Source organism: Paraburkholderia sp. WS6, assembly GCF_030464835.1.
GTDB lineage: Bacteria > Pseudomonadota > Gammaproteobacteria > Burkholderiales > Burkholderiaceae > Paraburkholderia > Paraburkholderia madseniana.
Genome location: NZ_JALQCK010000048.1, coordinates 49,552 through 75,862, shown reverse-complemented (window position 1 = coordinate 75,862; position 26,311 = coordinate 49,552). Strand labels below are relative to the sequence as shown.

The 26,311-nt window shown below is 59.7% G+C and carries 23 protein-coding genes and 1 pseudogene; 17 read left to right on the top strand and 7 right to left on the bottom strand.

Translation table 11 applies throughout. The annotated features are described in order from the left end of the window. The 7 genes and pseudogenes from M0D64_RS37790 to M0D64_RS37760 all read right to left on the bottom strand — a co-directional run. A partial coding sequence (locus tag M0D64_RS37790) for an AIDA repeat-containing protein (RefSeq protein ID WP_266261426.1) occupies positions 1 to 4,861 on the bottom strand: 4,861 nt, incomplete at its 3' end. An 85-nt stretch (positions 4,862 to 4,946) separates the two neighbouring features. Further along, positions 4,947 to 6,281, bottom strand: a pseudogene (locus tag M0D64_RS37785) (hypothetical protein); the annotation flags it as partial. 581 nt (positions 6,282 to 6,862) lie between these two features. Next, positions 6,863 to 8,125: an autotransporter strand-loop-strand O-heptosyltransferase gene (locus M0D64_RS37780; protein WP_266241840.1), complete on the bottom strand. Its 1,263-nt coding sequence runs from the start codon at positions 8,123 to 8,125 to the stop codon at positions 6,863 to 6,865. 172 nt (positions 8,126 to 8,297) lie between these two features. Next, complete coding sequence (locus M0D64_RS37775) at positions 8,298 to 9,461, bottom strand: hypothetical protein (RefSeq protein WP_266261427.1); 1,164 nt, start codon at positions 9,459 to 9,461, stop codon at positions 8,298 to 8,300. Positions 9,462 to 10,076: 615 nt separating this feature from the next. After that, positions 10,077 to 10,607, bottom strand: a complete 531-nt coding sequence (locus M0D64_RS37770) for a hypothetical protein (protein WP_266241836.1) — start codon at positions 10,605 to 10,607, stop codon at positions 10,077 to 10,079. Between the two features lie 74 nt (positions 10,608 to 10,681). Continuing rightward, a complete protein-coding gene (locus tag M0D64_RS37765; RefSeq protein ID WP_266241834.1) occupies positions 10,682 to 11,902 on the bottom strand; it encodes a DUF1173 domain-containing protein in 1,221 nt (406 codons plus the stop codon). 14 nt (positions 11,903 to 11,916) lie between these two features. After that, entirely contained in the window at positions 11,917 to 13,143 is a 1,227-nt protein-coding gene (locus tag M0D64_RS37760) for a zeta toxin family protein (protein WP_266241832.1), read from the bottom strand. Between the two features lie 255 nt (positions 13,144 to 13,398). Between M0D64_RS37760 and M0D64_RS37755 the strand changes: the two genes are divergently transcribed. The 17 genes from M0D64_RS37755 (at position 13,399) to lepB (ending at position 26,300) form a co-directional block, all read left to right on the top strand. Next, complete coding sequence (locus M0D64_RS37755; protein WP_266241830.1) at positions 13,399 to 13,662, top strand: DUF5658 family protein; 264 nt, start codon at positions 13,399 to 13,401, stop codon at positions 13,660 to 13,662. Positions 13,663 to 13,759: 97 nt separating this feature from the next. After that, a complete protein-coding gene (locus M0D64_RS37750) occupies positions 13,760 to 14,599 on the top strand; it encodes a DsbC family protein (protein WP_266241828.1) in 840 nt (279 codons plus the stop codon). After that, positions 14,596 to 14,874: a hypothetical protein gene (locus M0D64_RS37745; protein ID WP_266241826.1), complete on the top strand. Its 279-nt coding sequence runs from the start codon at positions 14,596 to 14,598 to the stop codon at positions 14,872 to 14,874. The genes M0D64_RS37750 and M0D64_RS37745 overlap by 4 nt, the downstream gene beginning before the upstream one ends. A gap of 14 nt (positions 14,875 to 14,888) precedes the next feature. Further along, positions 14,889 to 15,416, top strand: a complete 528-nt coding sequence (locus tag M0D64_RS37740; RefSeq protein ID WP_266241824.1) for a lytic transglycosylase domain-containing protein — start codon at positions 14,889 to 14,891, stop codon at positions 15,414 to 15,416. Beyond that, entirely contained in the window at positions 15,416 to 16,105 is a 690-nt protein-coding gene (locus M0D64_RS37735) for a conjugal transfer protein (RefSeq protein WP_266241822.1), read from the top strand. Before M0D64_RS37740 ends, M0D64_RS37735 begins: the two co-directional genes overlap by 1 nt. A 35-nt stretch (positions 16,106 to 16,140) precedes the next feature. After that, positions 16,141 to 17,154, top strand: coding sequence for a TraU family protein (locus tag M0D64_RS37730; protein ID WP_266241820.1), 1,014 nt, complete (start codon positions 16,141 to 16,143; stop codon positions 17,152 to 17,154). Positions 17,155 to 17,163: 9 nt separating this feature from the next. After that, a complete protein-coding gene (locus M0D64_RS37725; RefSeq protein WP_266241818.1) occupies positions 17,164 to 17,664 on the top strand; it encodes a TrbC family F-type conjugative pilus assembly protein in 501 nt (166 codons plus the stop codon). Between the two features lie 35 nt (positions 17,665 to 17,699). After that, the gene (locus M0D64_RS37720) at positions 17,700 to 18,176 is read left to right on the top strand and encodes a hypothetical protein (RefSeq protein ID WP_266241816.1); all 477 of its coding nucleotides are present in this window, start codon (positions 17,700 to 17,702) and stop codon (positions 18,174 to 18,176) included. Beyond that, positions 18,166 to 18,525 carry a hypothetical protein gene (locus M0D64_RS37715; RefSeq protein WP_266241814.1) on the top strand — a complete coding sequence of 120 codons (360 nt, stop codon included), beginning with the start codon at positions 18,166 to 18,168 and terminating at the stop codon, positions 18,523 to 18,525. The genes M0D64_RS37720 and M0D64_RS37715 overlap by 11 nt, the downstream gene beginning before the upstream one ends. 7 nt (positions 18,526 to 18,532) lie before the next feature. Further along, positions 18,533 to 19,138: a TraE/TraK family type IV conjugative transfer system protein gene (locus M0D64_RS37710; protein ID WP_266241812.1), complete on the top strand. Its 606-nt coding sequence runs from the start codon at positions 18,533 to 18,535 to the stop codon at positions 19,136 to 19,138. Continuing rightward, complete coding sequence (locus M0D64_RS37705; RefSeq protein ID WP_266241810.1) at positions 19,135 to 20,142, top strand: type-F conjugative transfer system secretin TraK; 1,008 nt, start codon at positions 19,135 to 19,137, stop codon at positions 20,140 to 20,142. Before M0D64_RS37710 ends, M0D64_RS37705 begins: the two co-directional genes overlap by 4 nt. A 2-nt stretch (positions 20,143 to 20,144) precedes the next feature. Beyond that, positions 20,145 to 21,533 carry a TraB/VirB10 family protein gene (locus M0D64_RS37700; protein WP_266241808.1) on the top strand — a complete coding sequence of 463 codons (1,389 nt, stop codon included), beginning with the start codon at positions 20,145 to 20,147 and terminating at the stop codon, positions 21,531 to 21,533. Next, positions 21,530 to 22,225 (top strand): TraV family lipoprotein, encoded by a 696-nt coding sequence (locus tag M0D64_RS37695; protein ID WP_266241806.1) that lies wholly within the window; start codon positions 21,530 to 21,532, stop codon positions 22,223 to 22,225. The genes M0D64_RS37700 and M0D64_RS37695 overlap by 4 nt, the downstream gene beginning before the upstream one ends. Before the next feature lie 13 nt (positions 22,226 to 22,238). After that, the gene (locus tag M0D64_RS37690) at positions 22,239 to 22,649 is read left to right on the top strand and encodes a hypothetical protein (protein WP_266241804.1); all 411 of its coding nucleotides are present in this window, start codon (positions 22,239 to 22,241) and stop codon (positions 22,647 to 22,649) included. 87 nt (positions 22,650 to 22,736) lie between these two features. After that, positions 22,737 to 25,316 (top strand): TraC family protein, encoded by a 2,580-nt coding sequence (locus M0D64_RS37685; RefSeq protein WP_266241802.1) that lies wholly within the window; start codon positions 22,737 to 22,739, stop codon positions 25,314 to 25,316. After that, positions 25,313 to 25,777, top strand: a complete 465-nt coding sequence (locus tag M0D64_RS37680) for a hypothetical protein (RefSeq protein ID WP_266241801.1) — start codon at positions 25,313 to 25,315, stop codon at positions 25,775 to 25,777. Before M0D64_RS37685 ends, M0D64_RS37680 begins: the two co-directional genes overlap by 4 nt. After that, positions 25,770 to 26,300 (top strand): signal peptidase I, encoded by a 531-nt coding sequence (gene lepB, locus M0D64_RS37675; protein ID WP_266241799.1) that lies wholly within the window; start codon positions 25,770 to 25,772, stop codon positions 26,298 to 26,300. Before M0D64_RS37680 ends, lepB begins: the two co-directional genes overlap by 8 nt. The last annotated feature ends 11 nt before the right edge of the window (positions 26,301 to 26,311 follow it).

Below are 26,311 nucleotides of genomic sequence, written 5' to 3'. Positions count from 1 at the left end.
CACCGCTCGAAATCGTCTGGGTGCCGCCGCTGTCGACCGTAGTGCTGGTGGCGGTACCTACGGACGAAACCACCTCGTTGCCGCCGCTACTCACGGTCGTATCGACTGACGAGCCACCGCTTGAAATTGTCTGGGTGCCGCCGCTGTCGACCGTCGTACTGGTCGCAGTGCCGCCGGAGGAGACGGTTTCGTTGCCGCCGCTGCTGACGGTGGTATCGACCGACGAGCCGCCACTGAAAACCGTCTGCGTGCCACTCGCGCTGACCGTCGTGCTGGTCGCCGTGCCCCCGGACGCGACCACTTCAACGCCTCCGCTGCTGACCGAGGTGTCAACGGACGAGCCTCCGCCNCCGCCCGATATCGTCTGCGTACCACCCGCGCTGACCGTCGTGCTGGTCGCCGTGCCCCCCGACGCGACCACTTCAACGCCTCCGCTGCTGACCGAGGTGTCAACGGACAAGCCTCCGCCCGATATCGTCTGCGTACCACCCGCGCTGACCGTCGTGCTGGTCGCCGTGCCCCCGGACGAAACCACTTCATTCCCACCGCTGCGGACGGTAGTATCGATCGACGAACCGCCGCTTGAAATCGTCTGCGTTCCGCCAGCGCTGACTATCGTGCTGGTCGCCGTTCCGCCGGACGAGACGACCTCGTTGCCGCCGCCACTGACCGTCGTATCGATCGACGAACCGCCGGCGACGATGGTTTGTGTGCCACCGCCCTCGACGGTTGTGCCGCTGGCGATCCCACCTGCCGATACGACTTCGCTGCCGCCACTATCAACGATCGTGCCGGTGGAAGCGCCGCCGCTTGAAACGTTTTCGGTCGCGCCGTTCCCGACAGTAGTACTTGTGGCGCTTCCGCCGGACAGAACCGTTTCGGTACCTCCGCTATTCAGGATGCTGCCGATAGCAGAGCCGCCGCTCTGGACAGTCTGGGTCCCGCCGCTGTTGATGGTCGCATCGACAGCTGAGCCACCGTTCGCAACGGTCTGGCTGCCACCGTTGTCAATGGTTGTGCTGGTAGCCGTGCCGCCTGAAGAGACCACTTCGTGGCCACCGCTACTGAGGGTCGTACTGACGGCGGTGCCGCCATCGTCGACGGTCTGTATGCCGCCGCCGTCTACGATTGTGCCGATCGCCGTGCCGCTGGACGAGACCGTTTCGTTGCCGCCACTGCCGACGATTGTATTGACCGACGAACCGCCGGAGGAGACGACTTCATTGCCGCCGCTACCGACGGTAGTATCAATGGACGAGCCACCGGCCGATATCGTCTGCGTACCACCCGCGCTCACCTTCGTGCTGGTCGCCGTGCCCCCGGACGAGACCACTTCATTCCCACCGCTACTGACGGTGGTATCAATCGACGAGCCGCCGCTTGAAATCGTCTGTGTGCCGCCACTGCTGACGGCGGTGTTGATCGCGGCGCCTCCACTGGAGACGGTCTGGTTGCCACCGTTGTTGATGGACACACCGACGGCGGAACCGGACGACAGTACGTACTGTGTGCCACCACTGTTCACGGTTGTGTCCGACGATACACCGCCCGACGAGACGTATTCCGAGCCGCCGCTGTTCACCGTGGTATTGAGGGCGGTGCCGTTGGCCAGATCGGTTAGCGAGCCGCCATTCTCAAGCACGACGCCGCTGGCGTTGTTCCCGGCAATCGAAAAGGTGCTGGACGTACCGTTGGAAACATACGTACCCGAGAGTGTCGCCGACGTGTTTGTTTCGAGCGCTGCGCCGCTGTTCTGCGTGACGCCGGTTGCCGTGCCACCCGCCTGGACGTTAAGCGTACCGCCGCTGTCTGCCGTGGTACCGGTGGCCGAGCCACCGGATGTCACCTCCTGGAGGCCTCCGCTATTCACGGTGGTGTTGCGGGCGACACCACCGGACGAAATGAGCTCTGTGCCGCCGCTGTTGACGGCGGTATCAACCGACGAGCCACCGCTCGAAATCGTCTGGGCGCCACCGTTTCCAACCGTCGTACTGGTCGCGGTGCCCCCGGACGAAACCACTTCGTTGCCGCCGCTGCTGACGGTCGTATCCACCGACGAGCCACCGCCNGTGCCACCGTTGCCGACCGTCGTGCTGGCCGCGGCGCCCCCGGACGAAACCACTTCGTTGCCGCCGCTGCTGACGGTCGTATCCACCGACGAGCCACCGCTCGAAATTGTCTGGGTGCCACCGTTGCCGACCGTCGTGCTGGCCGCGGCGCCCCCGGATGAAACCACTTGGTTGCCGCCGCTGCTGACGGTCGTATCGACCGACGAGCCGCCGCCCGAAATTGTCTGGGTGCCGCCGTTGTCGACCGTCGTACCGGTCGCCGTGCCGCCTGACGAGATGACTTCGTTGCCGCCGCTTGTGACAGTCGTACCAGTCGCCGTGGCGCCACCCAGGATCACATCTGTCCCGCCGCTGTTCACGTGCGTGGTGATGACGACGCCGCCACTGGAAACGATCTGCTCACCACCATCATTGACGGTGGCGTTGACTGCCGAACCCGCTGACAGCACGTACTGTTCACCACTGTTGTTGATGGTCGTACTGGTCGCGACGCTTCCTGAGGAAATGGTTTCCGTGCCGCCACTGTTGATGGTCGTATCAATCGCGGTGCCACCGGCGAGCTCGGTTAGTGAACCGCCGTCTTCAACAACGATGCCGCTGGCGTGGTTGCTGGCAATGGCGAAGGTGCTTGACGAGCCGCCTGAGACGTAAGTGCCGGAGACCGTCGCCAATGTATTCGTTACTAACGCCGCGCCGCTTTCCTGCGTCAGGCTGGTGGCGCTGCCGCCGGCCAGGACGACTCCCGTGCCACTGCTACCGAGCGTCGTGCCGACTGCGTTTCCGCCGCTTGAAATCGTCTGTGTGCCGCCACTGTTGACGGCGGTGTTGATCGCGGCGCCTCCACTGGAGACGGTCTGGTTGCCACCGTTGTTGATGGACACACCGACGGCGGAACCGGACGACAGTACGTACTGTGTGCCACCACTGTTCACGGTTGTGTCCGACGATACACCGCCCGACGAGACGTATTCCGAGCCGCCGCTGTTCACCGTGGTATTGAGGGCGGTGCCGTTGGCCAGATCGGTTAGCGAGCCGCCATTCTCAAGCACGACGCCGCTGGCGTTGTTCCCGGCAATCGAAAAGGTGCTGGACGTACCGTTGGAAACATACGTACCCGAGAGTGTCGCCGACGTGTTTGTTTCGAGCGCTGCGCCGCTGTTCTGCGTGACGCCGGTTGCCGTGCCACCCGCCTGGACGTTAAGCGTACCGCCGCTGTTTGCCGTGGTACCGGTGGCCGAGCCACCGGATGTCACCTCCTGGAGGCCTCCGCTATTCACGGTTGTATCCACGGCCGAGCCCCCGGATACAACTTCCTGCGTACCGCCACTATTGATCACACTGGAATAGGCGTAGCCCTCCACCACACCATCCACATACTGCAGGCCCCCGCCATTCACGGTGGTAGCGTACGCGGCGCCACCGCCCAGAACAGATTGCGTGCCGCCACTCCCTATCGTGGCTGACGTGACCGTGCCGCCGCTCTGGATGACCTCGTTGCCACCGGCGACACCGATCGACACGGCAGAACCACCGCTCGATACAGTTTGGGTGCCGCCCGCGCTGATTGTGCCCCCGCTGGCCAGGCCACCGCTCCCGACTGTCTCGACGCCGCCGCTACTGACTGTGGTCGAGTTTGCTGTGCCGTAGACGTTTTCGACGCCACCGTTGCCGACGATGGTGTTGTTGGCGGTGCCGCTAACAGTCTGTGTACCGCTGCTGAGCGCAGTCGACGTCGCGGTGCCGCCAGCGGCAACAGTCTGCAAGCCGCCGTTGACGACGACGGCTGTGGCCGAACCGCCGCTCGCTACCGATTGCAGGCCGCCGGCACGGATGGTGCCTCCGCTGGCCAGACCGCCGCCCTTGACGGTCTCGGTGCCACCGCTGCTGACTGTGCTTGAGTTCGCCGTGCCGTAGACGTTTTCGACACCGCTGCCGGTGACGACGGTATTGTTCGCCGTGCCGCTGACAGTCTGGGCACCACCGGTCACCGTGGTCGACGTTGCGGTGCCGCCAGCGGCGACAGTCTGCGAGCCGCCGTTGCCGACGACGGCTGTGGCCGAGCCGCCGCTCGTTACCGTTTGCAGGCCGCCCGCGCTGATGATGCCCCCGCTGGCCAGGCCGCCGCCTTCGACGGTCTCGGTGCCCCCGCTGCTGACCGTGGTTGAGTTTGCCGTGCCGTAGACGTACTCGATGCCACTGCCGGTCACGATGGTGCTATTCGCCGTGCCGCTGACGGTCTGGGTACCACCGGTCAGCGTGGTCGACGTCGCGGTGCCGCCAGCGGCGACAGTCTGCGAGCCACCGTTGACGGCGACGGCTGTGGCCGAGCCGCCCCCTGCTACCGTTTGCAGGCCGCCGGCGCCGATGGTACCTCCGCTGGCCAGACCGCCGCCCTCGACGGTCTCGGTGCCGCCGCTGCTCACTGCCGTCGAGTTTGCCGTGCCGTAGACGTTCTCGATGCCACTGCCAGTCACGATGGTGCTATTCGCCGTGCCGCTGACGGTCTGGGTACCGCTGCTGACCGTGGTCGACGTTGCGGTGCCGCCTGCGGCGACAGTCTGCGTGCCCCCGTTGACGACGGTGTTGTTGGCCGCGCCGCTTACCGTCTGAGTGCCGCTGCTGATCGTGGTCGACGTCGCGGTGCCACCCGCGGCGACAGTCTGCGAGCCACCGTTGACGACGGCGGCGGTGGCCGAGCCGCCGCTCGCTACCGTTTGCAGGCCGCCGGCACCGATGGAGCCTCCACTGGCCAGACCGCCGCCTTCGACGGTCTCGTTGCCGCCGCTGCTCACNCACCGTGGTCGAGTTCGCCGTGCCGTAGACATTCTCGATGCCGCTGCCAGTCACGACGGTGCTATTCGCCGTGCCGCTGACCGTCTGAGTACCGCTGCTGACCGTGGTCGACGTCGTGGTACCGCCAGCGGCGACAGTCTGCGAGCCACCGTTGACGACAACGGCGGTGGCCGAGCCGCCGCTCGCTACCGTTTGCAGGCCGCCGGCACCGATGGAGCCTCCACTGGCCAGACCGCCGCCTTCGACGGTCTCGTTGCCGCCGCTGCTCACCGTGGTCGAGTTCGCCGTGCCGTAGACATTCTCGATGCCGCTGCCAGTCACGATGGTGCTATTCGCCGTGCCGCTGACCGTCTGCGTCCCGCTGGCGAGCGTGGTCGCCGTGGCGGTGGCGCCGGCGGCGATAGTCTGCGTGCCGCCGTTGACGTTGACAAATGCGGCCGAGCCCCCGTTCAATATGGCTTGCAGGCCGCCCGCGCCGATCGAGCCACCGCTGGCGCGGCCACCGTTCTCAACCGTCTCCGTGCCGCCACCGCTGACCGTGCTTGAGTTCGCTGTGCCGTAGACGTTTTCAACGCCACCGCCAGTGACGATGGTGTTGTTCGCGGTGCCGCTGACCGCCTGGGTGCCATTGCTGACCGTAGTCGACGTCGCGGTAGCGCCCGCGGCGATGGTCTGCGTGCCACCGCTGACGCTGACGGATGCAGCCGAGCCGCCGTTCAGCACGGTTTGGAGGCCGCCTGCACCGATCGAGCCACCACTCGCCACGCCACCGTTCTCAACGGTCTCAGTGCCGCCACTGCTGATCGTCGTGCCGCCCGCCGTGCCCCAGACGTTTTGCGCGCCACCAGCACTAATCGTTGTGCCGTTCGCGGTACCCGAAACGGTCTGCGAGCCGTTCGTAACCGTGGTCGTATTGGCCGTGCCGCCAACCTGAACGGTCTGAACGCCACCGTTGACAGTCGTGTTGTTTGCGCTACCAGTTACGCTCTGATTACCAGCGCCTTCTATGAGCGTGCCTGTCGCCGTACCTGCGTCGTTTTGGGTGCCGCCACTCACAACCACATTGCTGGTTGTTCCACCCACGGCGACATTCTGGGTGCCACCAGCTTTCACCAACCCACCGCTAGCGGTGCCGCCACTGAAAACATTCGCTGTTCCGCCCGCAACCGTTTCATTAACGACGAGGCCGTAGTCGTTCAGGGTACCGCCCAGTAGCGTGCCGTTGGTCTCCGTTCCACCGGCATACACCGTTTCCGACCCGCCATTCACAACGGACCCGTTACCTCCGCCACCGCTGGAGACGTTCTCACTCCCTCCACCGACGACATTCGTGTTGTTCCCGATGCCGCCGAGGCTGATATTCAGAGTGCCCCCACTTACGAGCACCCCCGAAACGACGCCGCCACTGCTGACGGCCATGATCCCACCCGGCGCGACGGTATCGCCAAGCACCAGTCCGCCGCTAGATATCACTGCGCTACCAGCAACAAAACTCGCCTGGTCCACCCCTCCCGCGTACACGAATTCGATCTTCCCCGCTGCAACTGTATTGGAGAGACCTGTGCCGCCATTAAGCTGAATCGCAACGCCTGGATTGGTGTACTCCAGTACGGCGCCGGAATCGACGATAAGTTCCGAAGTTAGGCCGTCCCAGGTCCAACCTGAAACTACCTGCCCAGACGTGATTTCGTACGGCGTCAACATATATGCACGAGCTGTCGACGATGGGAGTTGCGCCGCGACAACGGCGAGCAGGCCACAAAGCAGTGAAGCCAGCCGAACCCTTTTCACGCCAAAACGCCGGGTTCCGTACTTGCGCCGAAACGTCAATCGATTCATGTTGTTTCCTGGTGTTGATCTAAAGGTGACGCGCTAAGCCGGATCTCTGACGACCAGACGACTGGATGCGAAAATTACGACAGACGCTCAGTCGTCTAATGGCGGCTTCCTGGGAACGACGCGCCGGCGCAATGGGCTGAAAAGCGGAATGACTACTTCAATCAACTACCAAAATTCGGAATCGTCCGGATAACCTGACGGACCTGCTCAGGCGTTATCTGGGTTGTGCATTCGAACTGTTGTGGGGTGCCTGCCTTACGAGGGCACCACATAAAATCGTCGTGCTTGAACATCAGGGCAGCGTCGTTCCAGCATCCGTTGCATACGTGGTAATTGATCACGCGATACGGAGTCCAGAATTCATTGCTGGGAAGGGTAAAGCCGCTGATCATCACGACAGGCGTACCAGCGGCCCATGCAAGCCACGCGAGGCCGCTGCTCAGGCCGATGAAAAACTCCGCGTGTTTGAGCCAGTGGGCTCGTTCGATCAAGGGGCGATCGCCTGTCTCGTCCTCGCAGCCATGCGGAATCTGATTGCGCATCAATCCGACGTCGTGTGTCGGTGCCTTGTCAATGCAGATCACGCGGTAGCCGTTTTCCTTCAGGAAACGGACGATTTCCAGCCAGCCGCCGGGATAGTTCCAGTACTTGCACTGTGTGGAAGCATTGACCGCAATGCAGACATACTTCTCAGGGATCGGCCGGTGGGCGTCGGGGAGGTCGAGCTTCGGTGGCTCCTCCGCCGTGTCGACGCCGAGGATGTAGGCGGCAGTTCGATGCAGACCTGCGTGACGAAAATCGATCGGCTGCAACCGGTTCTCGACGTCATTGAAAAAGAGCCCAATGTTGTAGGTCGCGTAGAACTCGGCAGTATTGACTTCCTCCGGAGTCCGGAACTCGATCGAAGGGTACGTACCCTTGAAGAGGGCGATGATGGGCGCGCCCATCGAGCACGTCAGCTTGCATCCGTGAATCTGCTCGAACCTGACGGCGTAGGGGAACCATGCGATCAGGTCGCCAAGCGTCCCGACCGGAAACTGGATGAGCACCTTCTTACCCTTGAGACTAAGGTTGTGCTCAAAAACCAGTGCATCGTCTTTCCATACACGGATGCCAAAAGGGACAAAGAATTTCTTGTTCGTGGATACGCCACTGTTGTTCAGCGGCATCCTGTACAGAACGTAATCCGAACTGCTATCCCGCATCTCCACTCGCCAATTTCCCTCGGGGACTGAGACCCGACACCCGTCATTGAAGTCATAACGGATACCGTCCGGGCCTTGTTGCGTGTTGACCTCTGCAGGTGCAAGAAAGGCCCGCTTGATCACCTGTACGGGCTGGACGGGGACGGAAGAGAGGCGCGGCTCCTGAATGACTGAGCGCTCCAGATCTGCGGGAGTTTGGGTATTGAGTGCGGCGGTCATAGTTTTGAGGTATGGAAGTCAGAAAACAGAAGAGACCGCCAAACGAACCGGACTGCTGTGGTCATCAAGCGGACGAATTTTTTGAAAGCGAGACTCACTCATTGCCGGAATGCGTCGTACACACTTCAGATAGAAATAACCCCAGAAGGGTAGTGACGGAATATCTTCGTCACTACGATTTGGCATGCTTAACAAACGGTTCGAACAGGTCAGCATCGTCCTGCCGGAAGGGCAGATAAGGAACGCTCCACGCGTAATGGAAATGGTTCGATTCACGCAGCTTCTGGAGCGCGCGGATCTCGATGGGCACAAAACCAACAATGCCGGGAATGGTCGTCTCGCGCCGAATCAATTCCTGCCGGGGATCAGCTCCGGCCGGCTGCAGGTCGTGGTAGCAAGACAGTGCATCGTCCATCAGTCTGTTTCCGACCAGCGAACGCCGATACTTGTTGACAAGCGCATATTTGCACCACAGATACTGCGAGTCGGGTTTCATCGCACGAGTCGTGCGCTCGAGCAGGCCGTATCCATCGTCGACGCCCGTCGCGATCGAGGCGCGCAGCAGCATGATGCGTTGGGCAGGAACAACCTGATCGTCGTACAGCGCTTTTGGAATGCTGGCAAGGTCCGACATGCAACCTTTCGACGCGTACCTCAGCGACTCCTCGCGATCACCCTGACGGTAGCTTAGGAATGCTCCAAACCCGCAGACCCGGCCAGACGGATCCGGAGCGATTGAGTACGCTTCGCTGATCAGGGCAGTAGCATTGTTGACGTCTGCCTGCGAGCCTTTGCCATACGCCGCGGCAAGCGCGAGGTTGTAGACGGCCGGCTGGTAATTCAACGAAGCAGCTGAGCGATACATCTGCAGCGCACGAGGCATGCTCTGCGGCGTTCCCCATATGCCATATTCGGACAGAAAACCCTCAACATTGAGCGCTTCCGGAATACGCTGCCCGGCCAGGTCCGCGAGCCGCGCGAGAATGGGAGCGCGATCCGTGGGCGTCTCGTGTGCTGCCTGAATGATTAGGGTCACGACGGCATCGCCGTCGTTGCTCACGACGTTGTGAGTGCCGTAGCGTAGGTGCCCAAGATCAGCACCCTTCGGCAGCGATGCCTTCACACGGGCAAGTTCCGCTCCTCCAATGCTTTGAATCGCACTCGCACTCTGCTGCTGCAGCCGCTGGACCATTGTCTTGAAGACAGGAGAGTCGAAAGTCGAGTCGGCGATTCCCTTGACGGCGTCCGGAGCGAATGGCGCTTGCTGCGCATGGCCTTGCGCTGCCAATAGCAGTGGGATAGCGATAGCAATGTCGCGAATGGTAGGCATGCGCATGGGTGCCAAGAAGGAAGTCGTTGAACTTGCTGAATTTCGATGTAATGAATTGTAGTCACCCCTGATGGATACTACAATTCACGGCAGCAGCGCCCAGATCGGTATTCTTTTTGCACAGATGCGTGAAGATGAGCGACCTGGCCGCAACCAGTCAGCGCTAACGAGGGTGTTTTATGCGATCGGCTACGCACGCGAAGGGCGAACCGGCAGGAAGGATAAAAGCAGAGAACGTCGTAGTCGCTGGCGTGCTGATGCCGTGCGAATATGTCAGCAATGCCGCAGGGCGCGTCCGCGTGCTGATGCTGGCTGACGTAGAGTTAGATGATTCACGGGTCCGCGTCCGTTGGCATCGCACACTCCACGGTGCTGCAGAATTCGCGTTCGAGCACATCGAATCCTGCCGCAAACTATCGGTCCTGATTACCTCGGACCGAGTCGCAAAGCCAGCCTTTCGTCAGGTTCTAAAGCGCGATCTCCCGGTGATGGCAACAGACGCATCCATTGACAGGAAAGCCCCCCGCGCGACGCAGCACAAGGCTACCTCGGCTCAGTCTCCGCGCGCCCCCGACACTCCTGGGTTGCGATAGTTCGAGACACGCTCGTGTACCCATCTTCCTATTGAAGATACGGATGCAAGGCTGCCCCGAATAGGGTATGCCAGTCTCCCCACCACGCCAGCAATCCGCCGAGCGCGAGCATCGGCCACGACCGCAAGGCAAGATGCCAGTCGGTAAGGGACGGCCACGAGGCAAATGTCAATTGGGCGAGTGAAAACCAGATGACAAGATCATAAGGGTGGAATGCCCAGCCATTTCGCAGACGGATCGCGGCGACAGCGCAGGCAAGGGGGTACCCGGCGAGCGGCGCAAGCGAAACAATGGCCGCGTTCCACCAGCGCACATTCGCGAATGTCGCCGAGCCGAGCTGATACCGACCATCAGGAAGCCGCCTCGGAATAACGCTCAAACCTTCGGGCCGAGCAAACGAAACCAGTCCCGCAATCCAGTGCAGCAACTCGTGTGCGACTGTGCCCGGAAGTGCGAGCAACGCGAACACCACGTTGGCTCGAAAACACGCAGACAGGCCGATCGCGCCGGCGATAGCCGGCACAAGATAAACCGCGATCGCAGGAACGGAAGTGGACATGGTGTCGAAACCGTGAGATCAGAATCAACGTAAATTTTCGCATGCGAAAGTGTGGGCGTCGGATTGCGCTGGGATTAGTTATCGTGTTTGTCGGGAATGACCGCAGGGGGAATCGCCGGTAGTACTTCGCCTGAAATCCATTGAATGTGGGCGAGGTCACGGCTGCTTTCGATGAGGTCGGCGAGTGCGGTTTGATAGCTCTCCGGAGCATTCGCTGGGACCAGGTGAATAGCAGTATCGGTGGGCTGCGTGTCCGTGAGGACAGCGCATGCAAGCGGCCTCGACTTCGGCAGGTTATAGGCGAGTCCTTTCACGAAACGTCGACCTCCCGCGATAAGCGAGTCGATCAGTTCTTTTTCGTGAACGTTGGAAAATGGAATCCACTGCTCGTTCGTCACCATGACGGACATTTCCTCTATCTGCGCGACCCCCGTGCTGCCGACACCAAAAGTAGCGATGACGATGAAGTGAGCCTCGGACCCGTAGGCATTCCACAAGTCGAGCTCCGGCCGGAACACCTTCAGCTTGTTGTTCAGATCCGTACTGATCATGAAAGGAAAATCGGGTACCTGTTTCAGGGTCATCTTCCAGCCATAGCGCGCTTCCGTGATCTCCTTGAGGTCGCCAATCACGATGAAGAGTTTTTGCCCGGGACGGTTGGATTTATCGGCCGCGGAAATCAGTGCAGCACGTCGCTGGACGATTTCTGCCTTGCGATCGAGGTAGAAGGGCTCCGGCACGTAGAGGGTGCTGGCGAGCTGCATACCCTTTGTGACGTTGCCCTCCGAAGCACGCAGCAGGTATTTGTGAACCGTCGCCCAGCTGCGCTTGCCGGCCATGCGAGGATTCCAGTGCGTGAGATGCGCGGAATCCCATAGGTAGTGCAGCAGAGAGCGAATCGTGAGCTTCGCGCTTTCCGCCTTGATGCTGCCCGGTTCGGCCCCCGAGGGCGCCGGCGGTGCCCGGCCAGCAATCTTGTTCAGCGCGAAGTCGAGTCGTAGCGTCGTCAGACCATCGTTAACGTCCTCCTTGATCGCATGCCCGAGGACTTCCCCGAGACCACTGAGCGCAGCGGGTGGTTCGAAGGACTCGCACTCCGCCGCGTGACGTGCCCCGGAGTCAGGCATTCGCTTGATCTGGAAATGTCCGTCGACCTTTGCGACGTACATTGGCACGCCCGGATGCGTGCACAGACACAAAGGGCGTTGGGCTGAGTGATGCACGCGCGCGAGCGCTGCCTGCAGGCCGTGATCGGCATCGCTGAACTTCCTGCCGTCGATAAGGTAGTAGTGCATGTCGTTCCCCGAGCTCAGTTGTTCAGCCCGCGTTTCTGTTCGATCTTCGGACTCTGCCCCTGCTCTTGCTCAAGAGGCTTGAAAGTCATCTCGATTCGCTTCCCGGGTTCTACCTTGCCGCTGATCTCGGAGCGGGAAAATCGAACGGCGTCTGTCTTGCCGGTGCGAACCAGAACGGTCTTGTCGTTGGCTTCTATGACGTGCCCACGAATACCTGCCTTCCTGATTTCTGGCGGCAGGTTGTGGGCATCCGTAATTCGGAGGGGAGTGTGCTGAGCGGCTTGCGACGTCGACGGCGAGTCACCGCCTGGTGCATGAGTTAGAACAGACGGGACGCGATCTCTTTGCGGAACACCTCGTCCTGACTCATTCTCTTTGAGGTTTCCATTGCGCTCTCGATCCACTCCGTGGCCGGATCCGGGGGCGAGTCCGGCTGCTTGCCGGTAGGCATCGTCGTTGATTCGTCCGTCTTGCCGGTGTTGTTGGAGTCGGGCTTCGAGTCTTTGCTGGATGTGTTCATGGCTACCTTCTGATTTAAGGATATGGATGTTTTCGTGTCCGCTAAGCCGGACGGGGTTCGCGCGATCCCGGACGTCGACAATGTCCAGAAGCAGGTCATTTCCAAAGTATGCGCCAAGTCGCGCGAGAGACTCCGGAAGCCCACCCTGAATCTTTGCAATCGTTGCGATGCTTGAGCCGCGCCCTTCTTCATAGAAGCGCTGGATAGTCTTGTCCAGCGCGTACTCGGATCGGACGTGGACGACCATGATGTGAGGCCGGAACCCGGCAGCGATCACCTGGCTGATCTTAGCTTCGCTCGTGGCGTAGTCGGACATCTGACCCTCAAAGACCATGTGCGCGTCGCGCGGCAGGCGTCCTTCACCGAGGATGAGGGAAGTCTTTCCAGCCCCCGGAACGCCGGTAAGGAAGTACACAGTCTCCCGGCCCGATTCGCGGGGCTCTTTCAGATTCTCCGAAAAGAGGGCCGATGACAGCACCGCAGCCGCGTTGTGCACCGGATTGTTGTAGCGATTTCGAGCCTCCTTCGATGCGCTGAATTCCGGAAATGTTTCCTTGAACAGATCAGCGGCAACGTATCGACCGTCGAAAGATCGCGCGTCGTGCCGGTAGGCTTCGATCAGTCTCCCCGGGTCCTCCTTTACCGCCCTGATTGCATTGTCCTGGACTCGTTGCCGGTCAGGCTGTTCGTAATTGACGTAGCGGATGTTCTCTAGTTCCACAGGTACTCCGAGGGCAGGATGAAATGGGTGACGATTAAAACAACGTGCGAGTCACCTGATTCGAACGACCTGACTCGATATCGAAATTAGGAATCGAGGCGGGACTGTGCACTTACAAGCCTAATAAATTATACTCAGTACATACACGTATCAGAATTCACGACGGATAGCGGAGTAGATATGCGGATTGTTAATCACGATTTGGCCAGGAAGGTTTCTTACGTCCGAACGCCTCTACTGCTTGGCACAGTCGCATTGCTTCAGATCCTTGACTGGCATAGCACACTCGTTGCTCACACGAAGCGGGGCGAAACCAATTCGGTATTGAACTGGTTGGGACAGTGGGCACGCTTCGCGGTGGTGCTGTCTTGCGTGAAGCTTGTATTTCTCGCCGTCCTGTTGCTCGGATACCTGTACTGGCGACGACACAAGGGGCTCTACGAACTGGAGTACGGAGCCTGTCTTTCGATATTGGCTATCGCCTACGGTCTGGCGGTGTTCAATAACTACGTGGTGTGAGTTCCGTCCGGCGATGCCCCGGCTCTATACCTCTGACTCTCCTTCACAACCTGGCCGGACACCAGTCCACGCGCCGGACAATTAATGACGAGGAATCATGCGTTACTGGTTGAAATCCATCGTTGCATGTATGTGTGCCGTCTACGCACTTGTTGCGCATGCGGATTTTCAGGCTGATCTGGTTAAGCGCTTCCCGGCGACGGAAGGAGCAAAAGTGGCTCCTGCGTTTCCTGGTTTCTGGTCGGTCCTGAAAGGGGGCGAAGTTTTCTTCGTCAACGACGATCTGTCAATCCTGATACCGGGCGACGTGATCAACCTTAAAACGCGACACTCGTTGGCAACTGACATCAAGGAAGCGGGCCGCCCGAAGATCGATGTGACAACACTTGACGTTCGCGACGCGATCAAGTTCGGTAACGGATCTCATCGACTCTATGTGTTCGACGATCCAGACTGTCCTTACTGTCGGCACCTCGATGGTGATCTGTCGAGACTGCATGACGCAACGATCTACGTGTTCCCGTTCCCACTCACCTCGCTGCATCCCAACGCGGCAAATGTCGCAGAGGCAATCTGGTGTCAGCGTGATCGTGCGCAGGCGTGGAGTGACTACCAACGGATGGCTCGCGATACGTCGACCGCCGTGACTGCGCTCGGCGCTGCGACCGCGACTGATCCCAACGAACTGGAAGCGCAGGCTAGGCTGCGTCTAAAGAATGCGTGGCTGGCCTATCTGCACGCCCATCGCCAGCCAGACCAGCCAACCTGCGACAACCCGATTGACCGCAATCTTGCCCTCGGACAGAAGCTGAACATCTTCGGCACCCCAGCGCTAATTTTCGCGGACGGCTCGCTTATCCCTGGCGCGGTGTCGGCAGAGCGGATTGAGGCCCAGTTTCGAAAGGTTGCGATGGCGCTAGCTGGAGCAGGGAAATGACCTATCTAGTAAATAGAATTGCTTCGCGCCTCACGCGTCGGGGCCGACACCCGGTATTCCACGCCGTGGTCATCGCCCTGATCCTTACGGCGGCGCTCATGCTGCGTACCGCTAGTGCGTGGGGTGTGATGGGTGCAATCGTGATTGCCATTTCCTGCTACGTAATGATCGCAGCAGTGCTGGCTGAAATGGTCCTTCTTGGCTCTGCCGTGCTCCGCAATCTCGCTCGCAGGGTGCTGGGTTCGGGAGTCGTCACAGGTCCGTTGGATCGATAGGGGGCGGCATGCGCGTGAGTTCCCTCATTCTTGCCGCAGTTCTGACGACGCAATGTGGCGCAGTTCGGGCCGCGGCCGATCAGTGCTTTGAAAATGCCGCCGCGCGCCGGCATGTGAACGTCAATCTCCTGTACGCGATGGCCCATGTCGAATCGCGCTTCAATCCTGCCGCAACGAACGACAAGACGGGGGCGATGGGCGAAATGCAAATTCACCCGTCACACCTGAAGTGGCTGTCGAAATACGGGATATCCGAACGCGACCTGTATGACGAGTGCACGAATATCAACGTCGGAGCATTCCTCCTTTCCGACTTCATCCGCATGTACGGGAATACATGGCGCGCAGTCGGCGCTTACGGGGCCGGCAATGCTCGAGACAAGGAGACGGCACGCAACGGGTACGCGCAGCTGGTCCAGGCCGAGTATCTCCGCATTACACGCGAGCCGCGCGGGCGCGCGACAGACTCAACCAAATCACCCACGCCAGCCGTGAATCAGCGTGCGCGTCTGGGTGGGCGACCAATGATGGTGGTGGATTGATGAAAACGAACTCGTTGCGCAGAGCGGGGCTGCTGTCGTTTGGCATTGTCTTCGGTGTGATGATGGGAGCTGGTGTCGCTCAGGGTGAGGATCTTGGCACGAAAGCGCAGACCTATGCCCTCGATCCGGATGCGCGCGAAGAAATTCGCAGTGTGATGCGTCACAAGCAGGCGACTGGCGAGCTTGACCAGTTCTGGAAGAACTACCGGAACCGGGTGCTGGATTCCATCAAGAGTCCGCCGTCGCTGGGCATCCGCACGGACTACGGGACGCGTACAGAGTTGCACGATCTGCGGTTCGTAATGCCGCAGGACTACCGCGACCAGAACGGCAAGGTCGTCGTCAGAAAAGGCACAGTGGTTGATCCCCTGAAAGCACTTCCCCTCACGATGGGGCTGTTGTTCATCGATGGAAACGACCCACGTCAGGTTGATTGGGCAGTCGAGCGTAGTCGTGCGGAACCCTTAAAGATTGTCCTGACCGCTGGGTCCGCGTATCTGATGCGTATCAAGTACAGGAACGTGGACTGGCACGGAGTGGCAGGCGTGCCGTTCTACCTCGATCAGCGAAAAATCATCATCAACACGCTGCGGAAACTGTACGGCATCGGTATCAGCAGTGTGCCGGTGGCGCTTTACCAGAAAGGCGACCAGCTCGCCCTTCAGTTCGGCATGGGAGCGGGCAATTGAGAAAGACACTGCTCAACTTCTGGATTGCATTCGCGATGCTGCTGTCGGCTGTTGCGATACCCACTGCCGCACAGGCGCAGCAGGCATGCAACGGTGCATTTCCGAACCTCATCACCGACGTCTGCTACGACTGCGTCTTCCCGATGTCGATCATGGGAGCGTCACTGAATTTCGGTATCGACGGCGAAGACTACGACACGGGTGTCAGTTCATCACCCGTGTGCCTCTGCGAACAGAGTCTTTCCATCGGAACGCCGGTGTCGTTCTGGGAGCCACGCTACATGGTCGATACGACCAACAAGCCGGGGTGCATGCCGTTGCTTGGAGGGATCGATATCAACACGCCATACAACTCGGACGAATACGGTGGTGAGGTCCGTACCAACCAGCATCTGAGGGGCACACGCAAGGCGGCCTTCATGCAGGCCAATGAATACATCAATCCGGTCATGTCCGCGATTGGTGCCGTTGTGGCGAATCCTTGCCTGGATAACCGTTCCTTCGACGCCCCGTTCCTGAGTTGGGCCGATCCGACATGGGGCGACGACGCGCTTTCATTGATTCTGACTCCCTACGCGTACCCGTTCGCCAGCGTGCTGAGCGTCGCTGCCGAAATGCCCGATGCAATCGCTGCGACCGTCGGCTTTCCGCTCGAGACACTTTTCTGGGTCGCTGGTGCGTGGGGGCCGATGTATCCACTCGACGGCAATGTGGCCGTAGCAAACACACCGGAGCAGATGTCCCACCTGATGATCGCCCGCCTTTTGGCAAAACTGCACGCGGCCGGAACGCAGCAGACGTCTGCGGGACAGGACGCGCTTAACTCCTGTGGCGCACTTGGCGTGCCGCAGATCGTCATGGACAAGCGGCAGTACAAGACAAACCGCACCTTCCCCTTTCCCGACAACCTGTGCACCCCCATCGGCCGCCCGCTGGCTTTCCAGGAGATCGGTGCAGCCCGTCCGCAAGACAAAGACTATGGGTACTTCATCTTTCAGCGGAAGGATTGCTGCACTCCACTTGTGGGTGCCAATTCTGCGGGCGACTAGGAGACTTAAATGCGAACAATCGCGGCACTACTTTCCGTCCTTCTGATTCCATCGATTGGCCACGCCGATGAATCGTTGCTTGGCACGATGACTGCGAAATGGAACACCTACATTTTCGTCTCGACGCGCATGCCGCAACGAGACGTAGTTGCGCTGGCTCGCGAGGCGAGTGCAGCAAAGGCCACTATCGTGCTGAACGGGTTCGGTGGATCGGACGACACGCTTATGTCGACCGAGCGCTATGCGACCCAGATCAATGCGCTGTGCTGCGGCAAGCGGCCGGCACACTGGATCATCGATCCCGTCATAGCCCAGCGGTATCGGGTCAAGTCAGCGCCAACATTCGTGGTTGCGCACGGCGAAAGCGAGAACGCGGGGGAGTACTCGGCGGTTGCAGGCGACATGAGCCTGTCGCAGGCACTGAAGTTCTTCGCGCAGGGTTCGCGACATCAGGCCGCGCGAGAGTATGCAACGCAGACCTATTCTTCTGCGTTCGGAAATAGTGAGTAATGGTAGTCAGTACATTGACTGGGTAGAATATCCTCATGAAATTTAAAAGCCTGATGCTCATCTGCGTGTTTTCTGTGTCGGCGACCTCGTCTGCGGCAGCAACTGATGACGGAGTCACTTTCGCCCGTCGCGGGCCACATATGCTCGGTGCGGTGGAACTTGCGCCGCAGAACGGAGGCGAGTATGTATTTTCTTCGAAGCCTGAGAGCGACCGGCGTGTACACATGCGATTTCTACTCGGCAAGCCGCAACGTCAGGATGTCGAAATGTTCAGTGGCGAAGAAGAGGCTGCACTTGCAAAGCTCCGCGCTGAGCAGCTGGGAGAGATTCAGGCGACTTATGACCGGCTCCACCAACGCCACGTAAAGCACCGGGTTAAGCCGAAATTGAACTGGCCGCAGGTAATCGTTGAGGGTGACCGGACATGTGTACCGTCTTCTGGTCACGCCAGTGACGTTGACTGGAAGAGCCATCTTGTTTGCTGGAACGTGGGGACCCAACGTGTCGAATAACCAATTTCATATTCCGCGGCATGGTGGGGCAGGCCCCTCACTACTGGGAGTTGAGTTCAAGGACACCTACATCCTGATTGTCAGCATCTTCGTCGGCATCGGTGTCGGCCGGCTCTTCGGTGCGATGTTCTATCTTGGGATTCCGTTCGTGGGATATCACGTCAACAAGCAATACCTGGAATGGAAATCGCGCAGCCTGCCAGGCTTCTTTCGGACCTTTCTCTTTGAAATTGGTCTGTGGGGGTATTCAAAGGCGTTCAGGTCGCAAAAAGTCGTGTTCATCGGTGACGATCGCGCAATCACACCAGGTAACAAGCGCGTGCTGCTCGAATCAGACAAGAAGGAGTGATCGGGTTATGAATGTGGGGAACCGTGATAAGGCGGTGGGTGAATACCGCAGTAATAATCGGCTGCTTACCGTCGCAGTGACCTGTGCCTGCGTCGGGTTTCTGCTTCTTGCCGCCAAGGTAACGTTCATGTCAGAGATTGTCGTGAATCAGGTGCCAGGCATGCCCGACGGCGCAAAGATCTGGAGGAATGGCATGGACGAAGGCGCTGTGGAAGCGCAGGCGTTCGCGGTGGCCAATGCGCTTGCCTCCGTGAATCCCAGTAACGCCGAAAGCGTGAAGAAGTTCGTTCAGCCGTTCCTGTCACCGGACGCTTATACGGTGGTGAGCAAGGCGATCGACAACAAGGCTGCGCAACTTGCACAGCAACACGAGCTGGGCAGCTATTACCTCGTTCTTGGCGCTCGCCCGTTCTATCACGACGACAAGCTGGGAAGAGTTTTTGTGTCGGGTGAGCTGCACACGGTGAATGCCGCGCGAGACACGTCAGAGCCCTGGGTGTTTGAATTTCCGGTGCGTTTTGCGAACTACCGGATGTGGTTCGACGGAGTGACGGCCTATGTGGGCGACAAGATCCATAACTCGGACTGGATTGAGGCGCAGAACAAGAAATGAAACGAACATCTCTGAACTATCTTCGCGCCCTCGTCGTTGGCGTGTTATCGCCGGTGGCAGCAGTCGGAATCGCCGCCTCACCCTCTGCGCCCGCCCAGACGTCAGCGTCAATGCAAACAGTAGCGCCCGCTGCAGTGTCGTTCGGAACTGGTGAGTCGGCTGGCACGTCCTCGACGAGTGGTCATCAAACCGCACGGGCAAAGTCCGAGGTGGTTCACCGTTCGGCTGGCGCCAAGCCCTATGATCCACTCGCACTCAATCCGACCATTGCGGTGAAGGATACCCCCGCGAAAGAGATCGACCTGCCAGGCGTGATGAAAGTGGAAGGTCAGTCGGTGGGCGCGCTGGATCCGACTCGTGCGCACCCCATACCAATGACGGATGGCGGTGTGGTCACGATTTACATGAGCGTCAACGCACCGAACCGTATCGAGCTGCCGTTCAAGAACCCGCACACAATTCACCGCGATACGCTGCAGGTCGACAAGAGCACTGGTCAGAATATCTACGTGTACTGGAAGTCCCTGCCGGCGACTGAAGAGACGTTGTATATCGAGCCGCCTGGTGGTGGTCCAGTGCTTGGACTCGATATCAAGCCGAAAGAGGTTCCGGCCCAGACATATATCGTCACCGACGACAGCGGAATCGTCGCAGGGAAGGAGAAGTCGAAGAATCGTAGTGACGACTATATCGGGCACGTCCAGGATCTCATGGAGTCGGTGGCGCTCGGCCACGCGCCGGATGGCTATGCAAGCGTCGACATTGCGCTGCCACCGATTGTCATGGATGGACTCGCGGTGATGGTCGCGAAGCGCTACAGCAGCAGGGAAGGCGACCTTTACGTCTACGGTGTGCGCAATCCCAGCCAGTCGCGCGCGGTACTTAACGAGCAGGAGTTTGACGGCGCGAATGTGCTGGCTGTCTCAATTTTCCCGAAACCAGTGCTTCTTCCGGGCGAACAGACCAGGGTCATTGTTCTGGCCCGCAAACGGGAGGAACAGTAAGCATGTGGGAATCTATCAAGGCGTGGGGTGCGGACAAGTACAAGGAATGGAAAGAACTTGATGCGGTCTTTCGCTACCTTATGCTCGCAATCGTGGCGGTGTTCGTGCCGCTAATCATTGCTGCGCACTTTCGTCAGCCGCCGGCGAAGTCGATTATGCAGTCCATGAAGACAGCCGGTCCTGGCAGCGCGCCTGGGCAAGCTAATGCGCAGGGTGCAGCCTTGCCGACGACAGGCGGGGCTACTGACGGCTGGGGTGGACAGCGGATTCTTCCCGACTCGCCGCGCAACCAGGGGCTGGAAACGGTGCTGGCCAAGATGGACGCGCTTTCAGCGGACGTGCAGAAACTGAAGGGCCAGGTAGGCGCGAACTCAGGTCAGCCCGTCAGATTGCCGACGGTGGGTGCACAGTTTGGCCATTCGCCACTGCCACCCGGATCGCCCGCGGATGCCGCTAGCGGCACCGCTGTTGCGACTACAGGAAACGGATTGGGTAAGGATCTCCCCGAGTCTGTCAGTTTTGATCAGCCGGGGAAGCAACCGGCTGGCCGTGGCAATGGGAAATCTGCCGATGGAGCGGATGCGCCGTCCGATTCGATGGCGGCGGCACCCGTACCGAGCCGGCCGCTGATGGTTTCCGATCCTATTGATAAGAACGCACAGGACGACGGCAGCGGTTCCCGTCCAGATCTGGTGCTGCCGATCTACACCGGCCTCGAGGCGGTGATGCTATCGGGGGTCAACGCCCGCCCGAGCGGCTCGAACAATGGTTCCAGCGGTGGGGCGGCCGGCAGTGTAACTGCCGCCTTGAATGTTGGTGCGCCGTTCGTCTCGCGCGTCAAAGGTGTAGCGATCATGCCGAACTCGTGGAAGACGTCCGATCTCGAAAACTGCTTCATCGGTGGTTCAGCGACCGCCGTGCTCAGCGCCGAGCGGGCGTACGGAATTGCGGACCACATCAGCTGCATTTTCAAGAATGGAGACGTCTACGAGGCACCGATCAAAGCCTACGCCCTGGACGTCGACGGCACCCTCGGTATCGCGGGAAAGGTAGTGAACAAGCAGGGCGCGATGCTGATGCAAGCCGCGCTGACAGGGATGGCCGCAGGCCTCGGCTCGGCTCTTGCACCGACTGCAGTGCCCTCATACAACTCGAACGCCGGCAGCGGCTCGCAACAAAGCTTTACCGTGCCGTCGCCTGGTTATCTCGCGGGGACCGCTGTCGGGCAGGGTGTTAACCATGCGGCGACCGAGCTCTCGCAGTTCTATCTCAACTTCGCGAAGGAGACGTTTCCTGTGGTGGAAGTAACGGCCGGTACCCGTGTCACGTGGATTCTTGAAGAAGACATCACGTTGAAGAAACGAGTCGAATCGAAGGGAGCCAATTCATGAGTTATCGAAACTTGTCCACAAACATTGCCTGTCTGATCGGCGCGGGATTGCTTGTCGGGCTTTCTGGCTGCAGTACTGCCTTCAACCCGATCGGCTCCAACTCGTATGACTGCAATCGCAAGCAGGATCCGAGCAGTATTTATTGCCACAGTTTCAAGTCGGTCGAGGCTTCGACGAACGGGGAACTACCTGACAGCCGTTTTGACCAGGAACTGAAGTTCAGTCAGTACGACAAGGCCACTGAGATTGCGCCGGTCGGCGCATCGACGGGAGCAGTGATCAAAGGAGGGGCCGGCGAGTCAATCGCAATGGGCTCGTCGCCGCTTGCGCAACTAGGAGGGCCTTCGCTGCCGCCCGCAGACGACACGCCGGTGCGGGCGGGCCCGGTCATTCAGCGCACCTGGATCAAACACTTCGTCAACGCCAACGATGCGCGTATAGGCGACACGGTCGTCTACAAGGAGGTCGTCCCGACACATTGGGTCGGCTTTGATGGTGGCGACCCCCAGAGTGTCGAACGAGGCATGTATCCACACAAGGTGCAAGAAACAAAGACGGCAATGGGCGGACTGCAGATTCCTCCGTCGCTCTCCCGGCCGCTTTCATCGCAAACCGATTTCATTCAGCCGGGCACCGCTCCGGCCCCGTCTGAAAACCCAGGCAGTCCCACAGCCATGTCCATGCCACAGTAAGGAAGAGGAGCTCATGCACCAAGACACCCATACCCTCAACGCACCGATCATGGTTCCGGCGCCAACGCCGGAACCGGTCAGATCGACACGTACCACCATGGTCATGGTCGCCGCCATGACCGCAATGCTGATGTCTATCGGCGCGCTCAACGGTGGTTCCGCCCTCGGATCGAGCGCCTGGGACGTGTTTGTCACCACGATTCAGACCGTGATGTCCAGCACGTTCATCATGTTCCTGATCATGCTGGGCCTGCTGATCACCGTATGGCAGCTCGCACACGGTAGCGGATACCGCAACCTGACAGTGGTACTCGGCGTTCTGGTGGTTGGGCTAATCGGTCCGTCGATTGCGACCACGGTTGCAACGGCGACGGGCCCCGGCGACGCCGTATCCGTACAGATGGATCTCGGAACCGCGCAGTAGCCGGTCGAGCCCCGAGAGACCTTCCGTCCCTGACAGCGCGGCGAACATTGCTGCGCTGTCTCTCCCCGATCCGCAGAGACACAAACCGTGGCCGTCACTACCTCGAAGATCAAGACTGAGAAGACGAGCAAGATCGTCAACCTCGAAACGTACACACCCGACACCCGGCTGGTCATCTCACGCCCGCCGACGGAAAAGGCTGTCATCGGCGGGGTCTACCGGATGAGTCCCCTGGCAGGCGGCGGCGGTGAGTTCAGCACGGTTGTCCAGAACGTTTTCAAGAGCCTGCCTGAGGATTCTGTCATCCAGGTATGCCTTGTTGTATCGCCAGACCACGAAGCTGCCGAAACTTTCGCGAAGGGGAAAGTACACGGCGGGCACGTGGTGCAGGATCTGATAGAGCGGCAGAAGAAGCTTTTCGCCTCTGCGACAAAGACTGACGCGTTGCAGGACATGCCGATGCTGAACGTGTCCGAAGTCATCATCGCTCTGGCTGTCCCGACAAACCGGGTGGAAGGCGCTGCGCTCGAGGAAAGCGAAAATCTTCAAAACGATTTTCTGGCGGAACTGCGCAACTGCGGCTTCTACGATGTTGAGCGATTGAGCGCCGCACAGCTCGCCGGCGTGTACCGGAAATTCGCGAATATCTACGCGAAACTCCAGAAGGAAGTTCAACTCGATCCTTTCCTTGATCTGAAGCAACAGATTTACGGGCCGGACGAAGATTTTGACTTTAGCCGCGACCGCCGCATTGGTGCTTTCGGCGAGGACACGTATTGTGCGGTGATCACCTGCAAGTCGTACCCGGAACATCCGTTCCACGGGATCATGAATCTCGTGAGCGGAGCGCCATTTAACAAGGGGCAGACAAAGGAAGGCGGCGGCCAGCGGAACAACACACCATTCATTCTCTCGACAACCGTGCGTGTTGGTAACCAGCGCAAGGAATGGCGCCGCGTTGAGAGCGCGATCAAGTCCCGCACGACGGTCCAGAATGTGCCGCTCAAACTCGGCGTTGAGGACAGCAATGCGAAGCTCAACGACCTGCTGGCGCTGAAAAAGATGGTTTCCGGGGACGGAAACAGGTACGTGCACGTTTCCACCACCGCCTTCGTGTTCGGCCGGACTCCGAAGGAGGCTCGGGTCGCCGCAACGACCCTGAAGGGCACACTGGACAGGCTGGAGTTCGACGCTCGTCTGGTGGTCGGGAATATGCTGGTGAGGTTCGCGCAGATGCTGCCGCTGAACTTCTCTGTAAAAATCGCAGAAGCGCTTCAGGGTGAGACTACGACTGCGGCCTCAGAAGTGGGGTGTCTGCTGCCCGTCTACGGCGACTACCTTGGAAACGTCAATGCCAATTCTCCCATCACGGGTGCCGCCTTCATTACGCGTCGGGGCCGTGCGCACTATTTCGACCCCTTCACAAGCAACTCGAACTTCTGCGGGACGATGTGTGCGAAGTCAGGCGCCGGCAAGTCGTTCAGCCTGCAGTACCAGATTGAATGCGATCTGGCGATGGGCCGTATGGTCATTCTCTTCGACAACGGGCGCAGCTCGAAGAACTTCTGCAGGGCTGTCGGTGGGGAATTCAACGAGTTCGGCGAAGGCGATTTCAGGCCTTCGCTCAATCCGTTCACCGGGCTGACCGATGACGAGTTTGCGGAGCAGCAGGAGGGGATCACGGACCTCGTCGTCATGATGGCGTACGGCGATGAAAAGGTCGATCCGGGTGCCCGGATTGCAGTGAATGAAGCGGTAAAGGCCGCGTGGGCACAGAAGAACGACGAGGCGGAGATTTCTACAGTTATCGACTGCTTGCGCAAGATTGTTGAGTCGGCCGCACAGGATACTTTTCAGAATCAGGTGGTCATCGCCGCATCAAATGTGGTTCCCCGCCTCCGGTCTTTTATCGAATCCCCAACTCGGGGTGTGTACTTCCGCGGGCCCAGCACGCTGGATGCAAGCAAGCAGCTCACGGTGTTCGAGCTCGCGAGCCTCGGCAGCGATGAACACCTGAAGCGATGCGTTCTTTTCTGCGCAATGAACGTGCTGATGACCCGCCTGCGCAAAACATCCGCCAAGAAGCGCTTCTGGGTCGACGAAGCGATTGACCTCTTCAAGGTGGAGTCTGCCGGCGCCGCAATGGAAGGCCTCTATTTGAAGGGTCGAAAGGAGAAGCTCGCGGTCTGGATCATCGTTCAATCGCTGCTTGCCCTTTCACGCTACGCCGCGGGCGAGGTCATCCTGCGGCAGTCGGCGTGGAAAATGATCATGGCGCAGGAGCCAGAGGAGATCGACCAGGTTATCGACAAGAAGGTGATGACAGCTTTTTCGGGCGATGCCTACTTCGCCAAGCTATTGCGCGGTGTTGAGTCGAAAAAGTTCGCGTGGAGCGAAACGCTGATCATGGGTGAACAGACCTACGAGGTGGTGCGCCTCTACGTGGATAAGTTCACCGCGACGCTTTTCAGTTCCGAGGATGACCGGGACGAGGTATTCCGCCTCGTAGACGTCGGTATGAGCGTGATCGAGGCGACGATCAGGGTGATGGGCGACAAGAAGGCGAGGCTGCGAGAGTCGATGCTGAACGTCATCAGGATGTACCGTGAACACGATGGCCTGACCGACAGGGAAATTCTGGCCGAAATGGAGGAACTCTGCGAATGAAAAAGCTCTTGCTAGGCGGCAACATGCCGTATTCGGTGCTGATCGCCCTTGTGCTCGCGGCGTATTTATTCGGCGGAAAGATGAGCCAGGTGACTTCATCTGGTCTGGCGAAACCGGCATGCGGGATAGCAGTTGCGGACAAGGGTGAGGTGATACTTGAAGCCCTGCTGGCGAATCCGGAAATGTCGAAAGACCAGCGGAAAACCAACATCGTTACGCCGATCCTGGACGTAATGCGGAAGTATCAGACGCAAGGCTTTGCAGTTATCGACATGAGCAGGAATGACGCAGGCGAAATGACGGTGGCGGCGGTGCCGGCAAATGCGATTGACATCACGAACGAATTGCGTCACGCGGTCCACCTTCCGCCCTCGACACCCTCTGTGCCTCATCAGATCAATGCCAAGCCGGCAAGCGCGCCGGATGTGCCGAAAGCAGCGAGCGGGGCGGGCAATGACTGATATTGCAGGCACTGTCCTTACGAAACGGAAATCGGCCGCTGACAGGCGGTTTTTCGTCGCCCTGTTTCTGACCGGCCTCCTGCTTGCGGACGCGTTCTGGTTCAAGCCTTTGCTGACGATTGGCGTTGATCCGCAGAAGGAACGCTGCCTGCCTGACCTGCACGCGGCGCTGATGGTCCACCGGGCTCCGCGTGAGGTAAGGGATGGCGATCTGGTTTTCTGGAAGCCACAAGGCGCGCTTTCGCATTTCAGGGAACAGTACATCATGAAGGAGGTCGCCGGCGTCCCAGGTGACCTCGTCACCGTAGCCGGCGGCAAGGTCATGATCAACGGCCACACGGTGGTCGAAGGTTTTCCCCTGGCCCGCTATTACCACAAGCCGGCAAACGCATTCGATCGAAGCGAGATCATCCCGGCCGGCAAGCTGTTCATGATCGGCACGCATCCGCTTTCCAACGATTCGCGCTACTGGGGCTATCTGGATGTCACTCGCGTCTCTGGCTTTGCCTACCGTCTTTTCTAATATGCACCTTC

What these genes read in the sequence shown, in the direction of transcription:
- M0D64_RS37695 (WP_266241806.1), top strand. Translation starts at nt 21,530, where the DNA reads ATGAGTTATCGAAACTTGTCCACAAACATTGCCTGTCTGATCGGCGCG.
- M0D64_RS37775 (WP_266261427.1), bottom strand. Translation starts at nt 9,461, where the DNA reads ATGCGCATGCCTACCATTCGCGACATTGCTATCGCTATCCCACTGCTA.
- M0D64_RS37725 (WP_266241818.1), top strand. Translation starts at nt 17,164, where the DNA reads ATGCGAACAATCGCGGCACTACTTTCCGTCCTTCTGATTCCATCGATT.
- M0D64_RS37700 (WP_266241808.1), top strand. Translation starts at nt 20,145, where the DNA reads ATGTGGGAATCTATCAAGGCGTGGGGTGCGGACAAGTACAAGGAATGG.
- M0D64_RS37780 (WP_266241840.1), bottom strand. Translation starts at nt 8,125, where the DNA reads ATGACCGCCGCACTCAATACCCAAACTCCCGCAGATCTGGAGCGCTCA.
- M0D64_RS37690 (WP_266241804.1), top strand. Translation starts at nt 22,239, where the DNA reads ATGCACCAAGACACCCATACCCTCAACGCACCGATCATGGTTCCGGCG.
- M0D64_RS37710 (WP_266241812.1), top strand. Translation starts at nt 18,533, where the DNA reads ATGAATGTGGGGAACCGTGATAAGGCGGTGGGTGAATACCGCAGTAAT.
- M0D64_RS37735 (WP_266241822.1), top strand. Translation starts at nt 15,416, where the DNA reads ATGAAAACGAACTCGTTGCGCAGAGCGGGGCTGCTGTCGTTTGGCATT.
- M0D64_RS37750 (WP_266241828.1), top strand. Translation starts at nt 13,760, where the DNA reads ATGCGTTACTGGTTGAAATCCATCGTTGCATGTATGTGTGCCGTCTAC.
- M0D64_RS37720 (WP_266241816.1), top strand. Translation starts at nt 17,700, where the DNA reads ATGAAATTTAAAAGCCTGATGCTCATCTGCGTGTTTTCTGTGTCGGCG.
- M0D64_RS37745 (WP_266241826.1), top strand. Translation starts at nt 14,596, where the DNA reads ATGACCTATCTAGTAAATAGAATTGCTTCGCGCCTCACGCGTCGGGGC.
- M0D64_RS37705 (WP_266241810.1), top strand. Translation starts at nt 19,135, where the DNA reads ATGAAACGAACATCTCTGAACTATCTTCGCGCCCTCGTCGTTGGCGTG.
- M0D64_RS37730 (WP_266241820.1), top strand. Translation starts at nt 16,141, where the DNA reads ATGCTGCTGTCGGCTGTTGCGATACCCACTGCCGCACAGGCGCAGCAG.
- lepB (WP_266241799.1), top strand. Translation starts at nt 25,770, where the DNA reads ATGACTGATATTGCAGGCACTGTCCTTACGAAACGGAAATCGGCCGCT.
- M0D64_RS37770 (WP_266241836.1), bottom strand. Translation starts at nt 10,607, where the DNA reads ATGTCCACTTCCGTTCCTGCGATCGCGGTTTATCTTGTGCCGGCTATC.
- M0D64_RS37680 (WP_266241801.1), top strand. Translation starts at nt 25,313, where the DNA reads ATGAAAAAGCTCTTGCTAGGCGGCAACATGCCGTATTCGGTGCTGATC.
- M0D64_RS37765 (WP_266241834.1), bottom strand. Translation starts at nt 11,902, where the DNA reads ATGCACTACTACCTTATCGACGGCAGGAAGTTCAGCGATGCCGATCAC.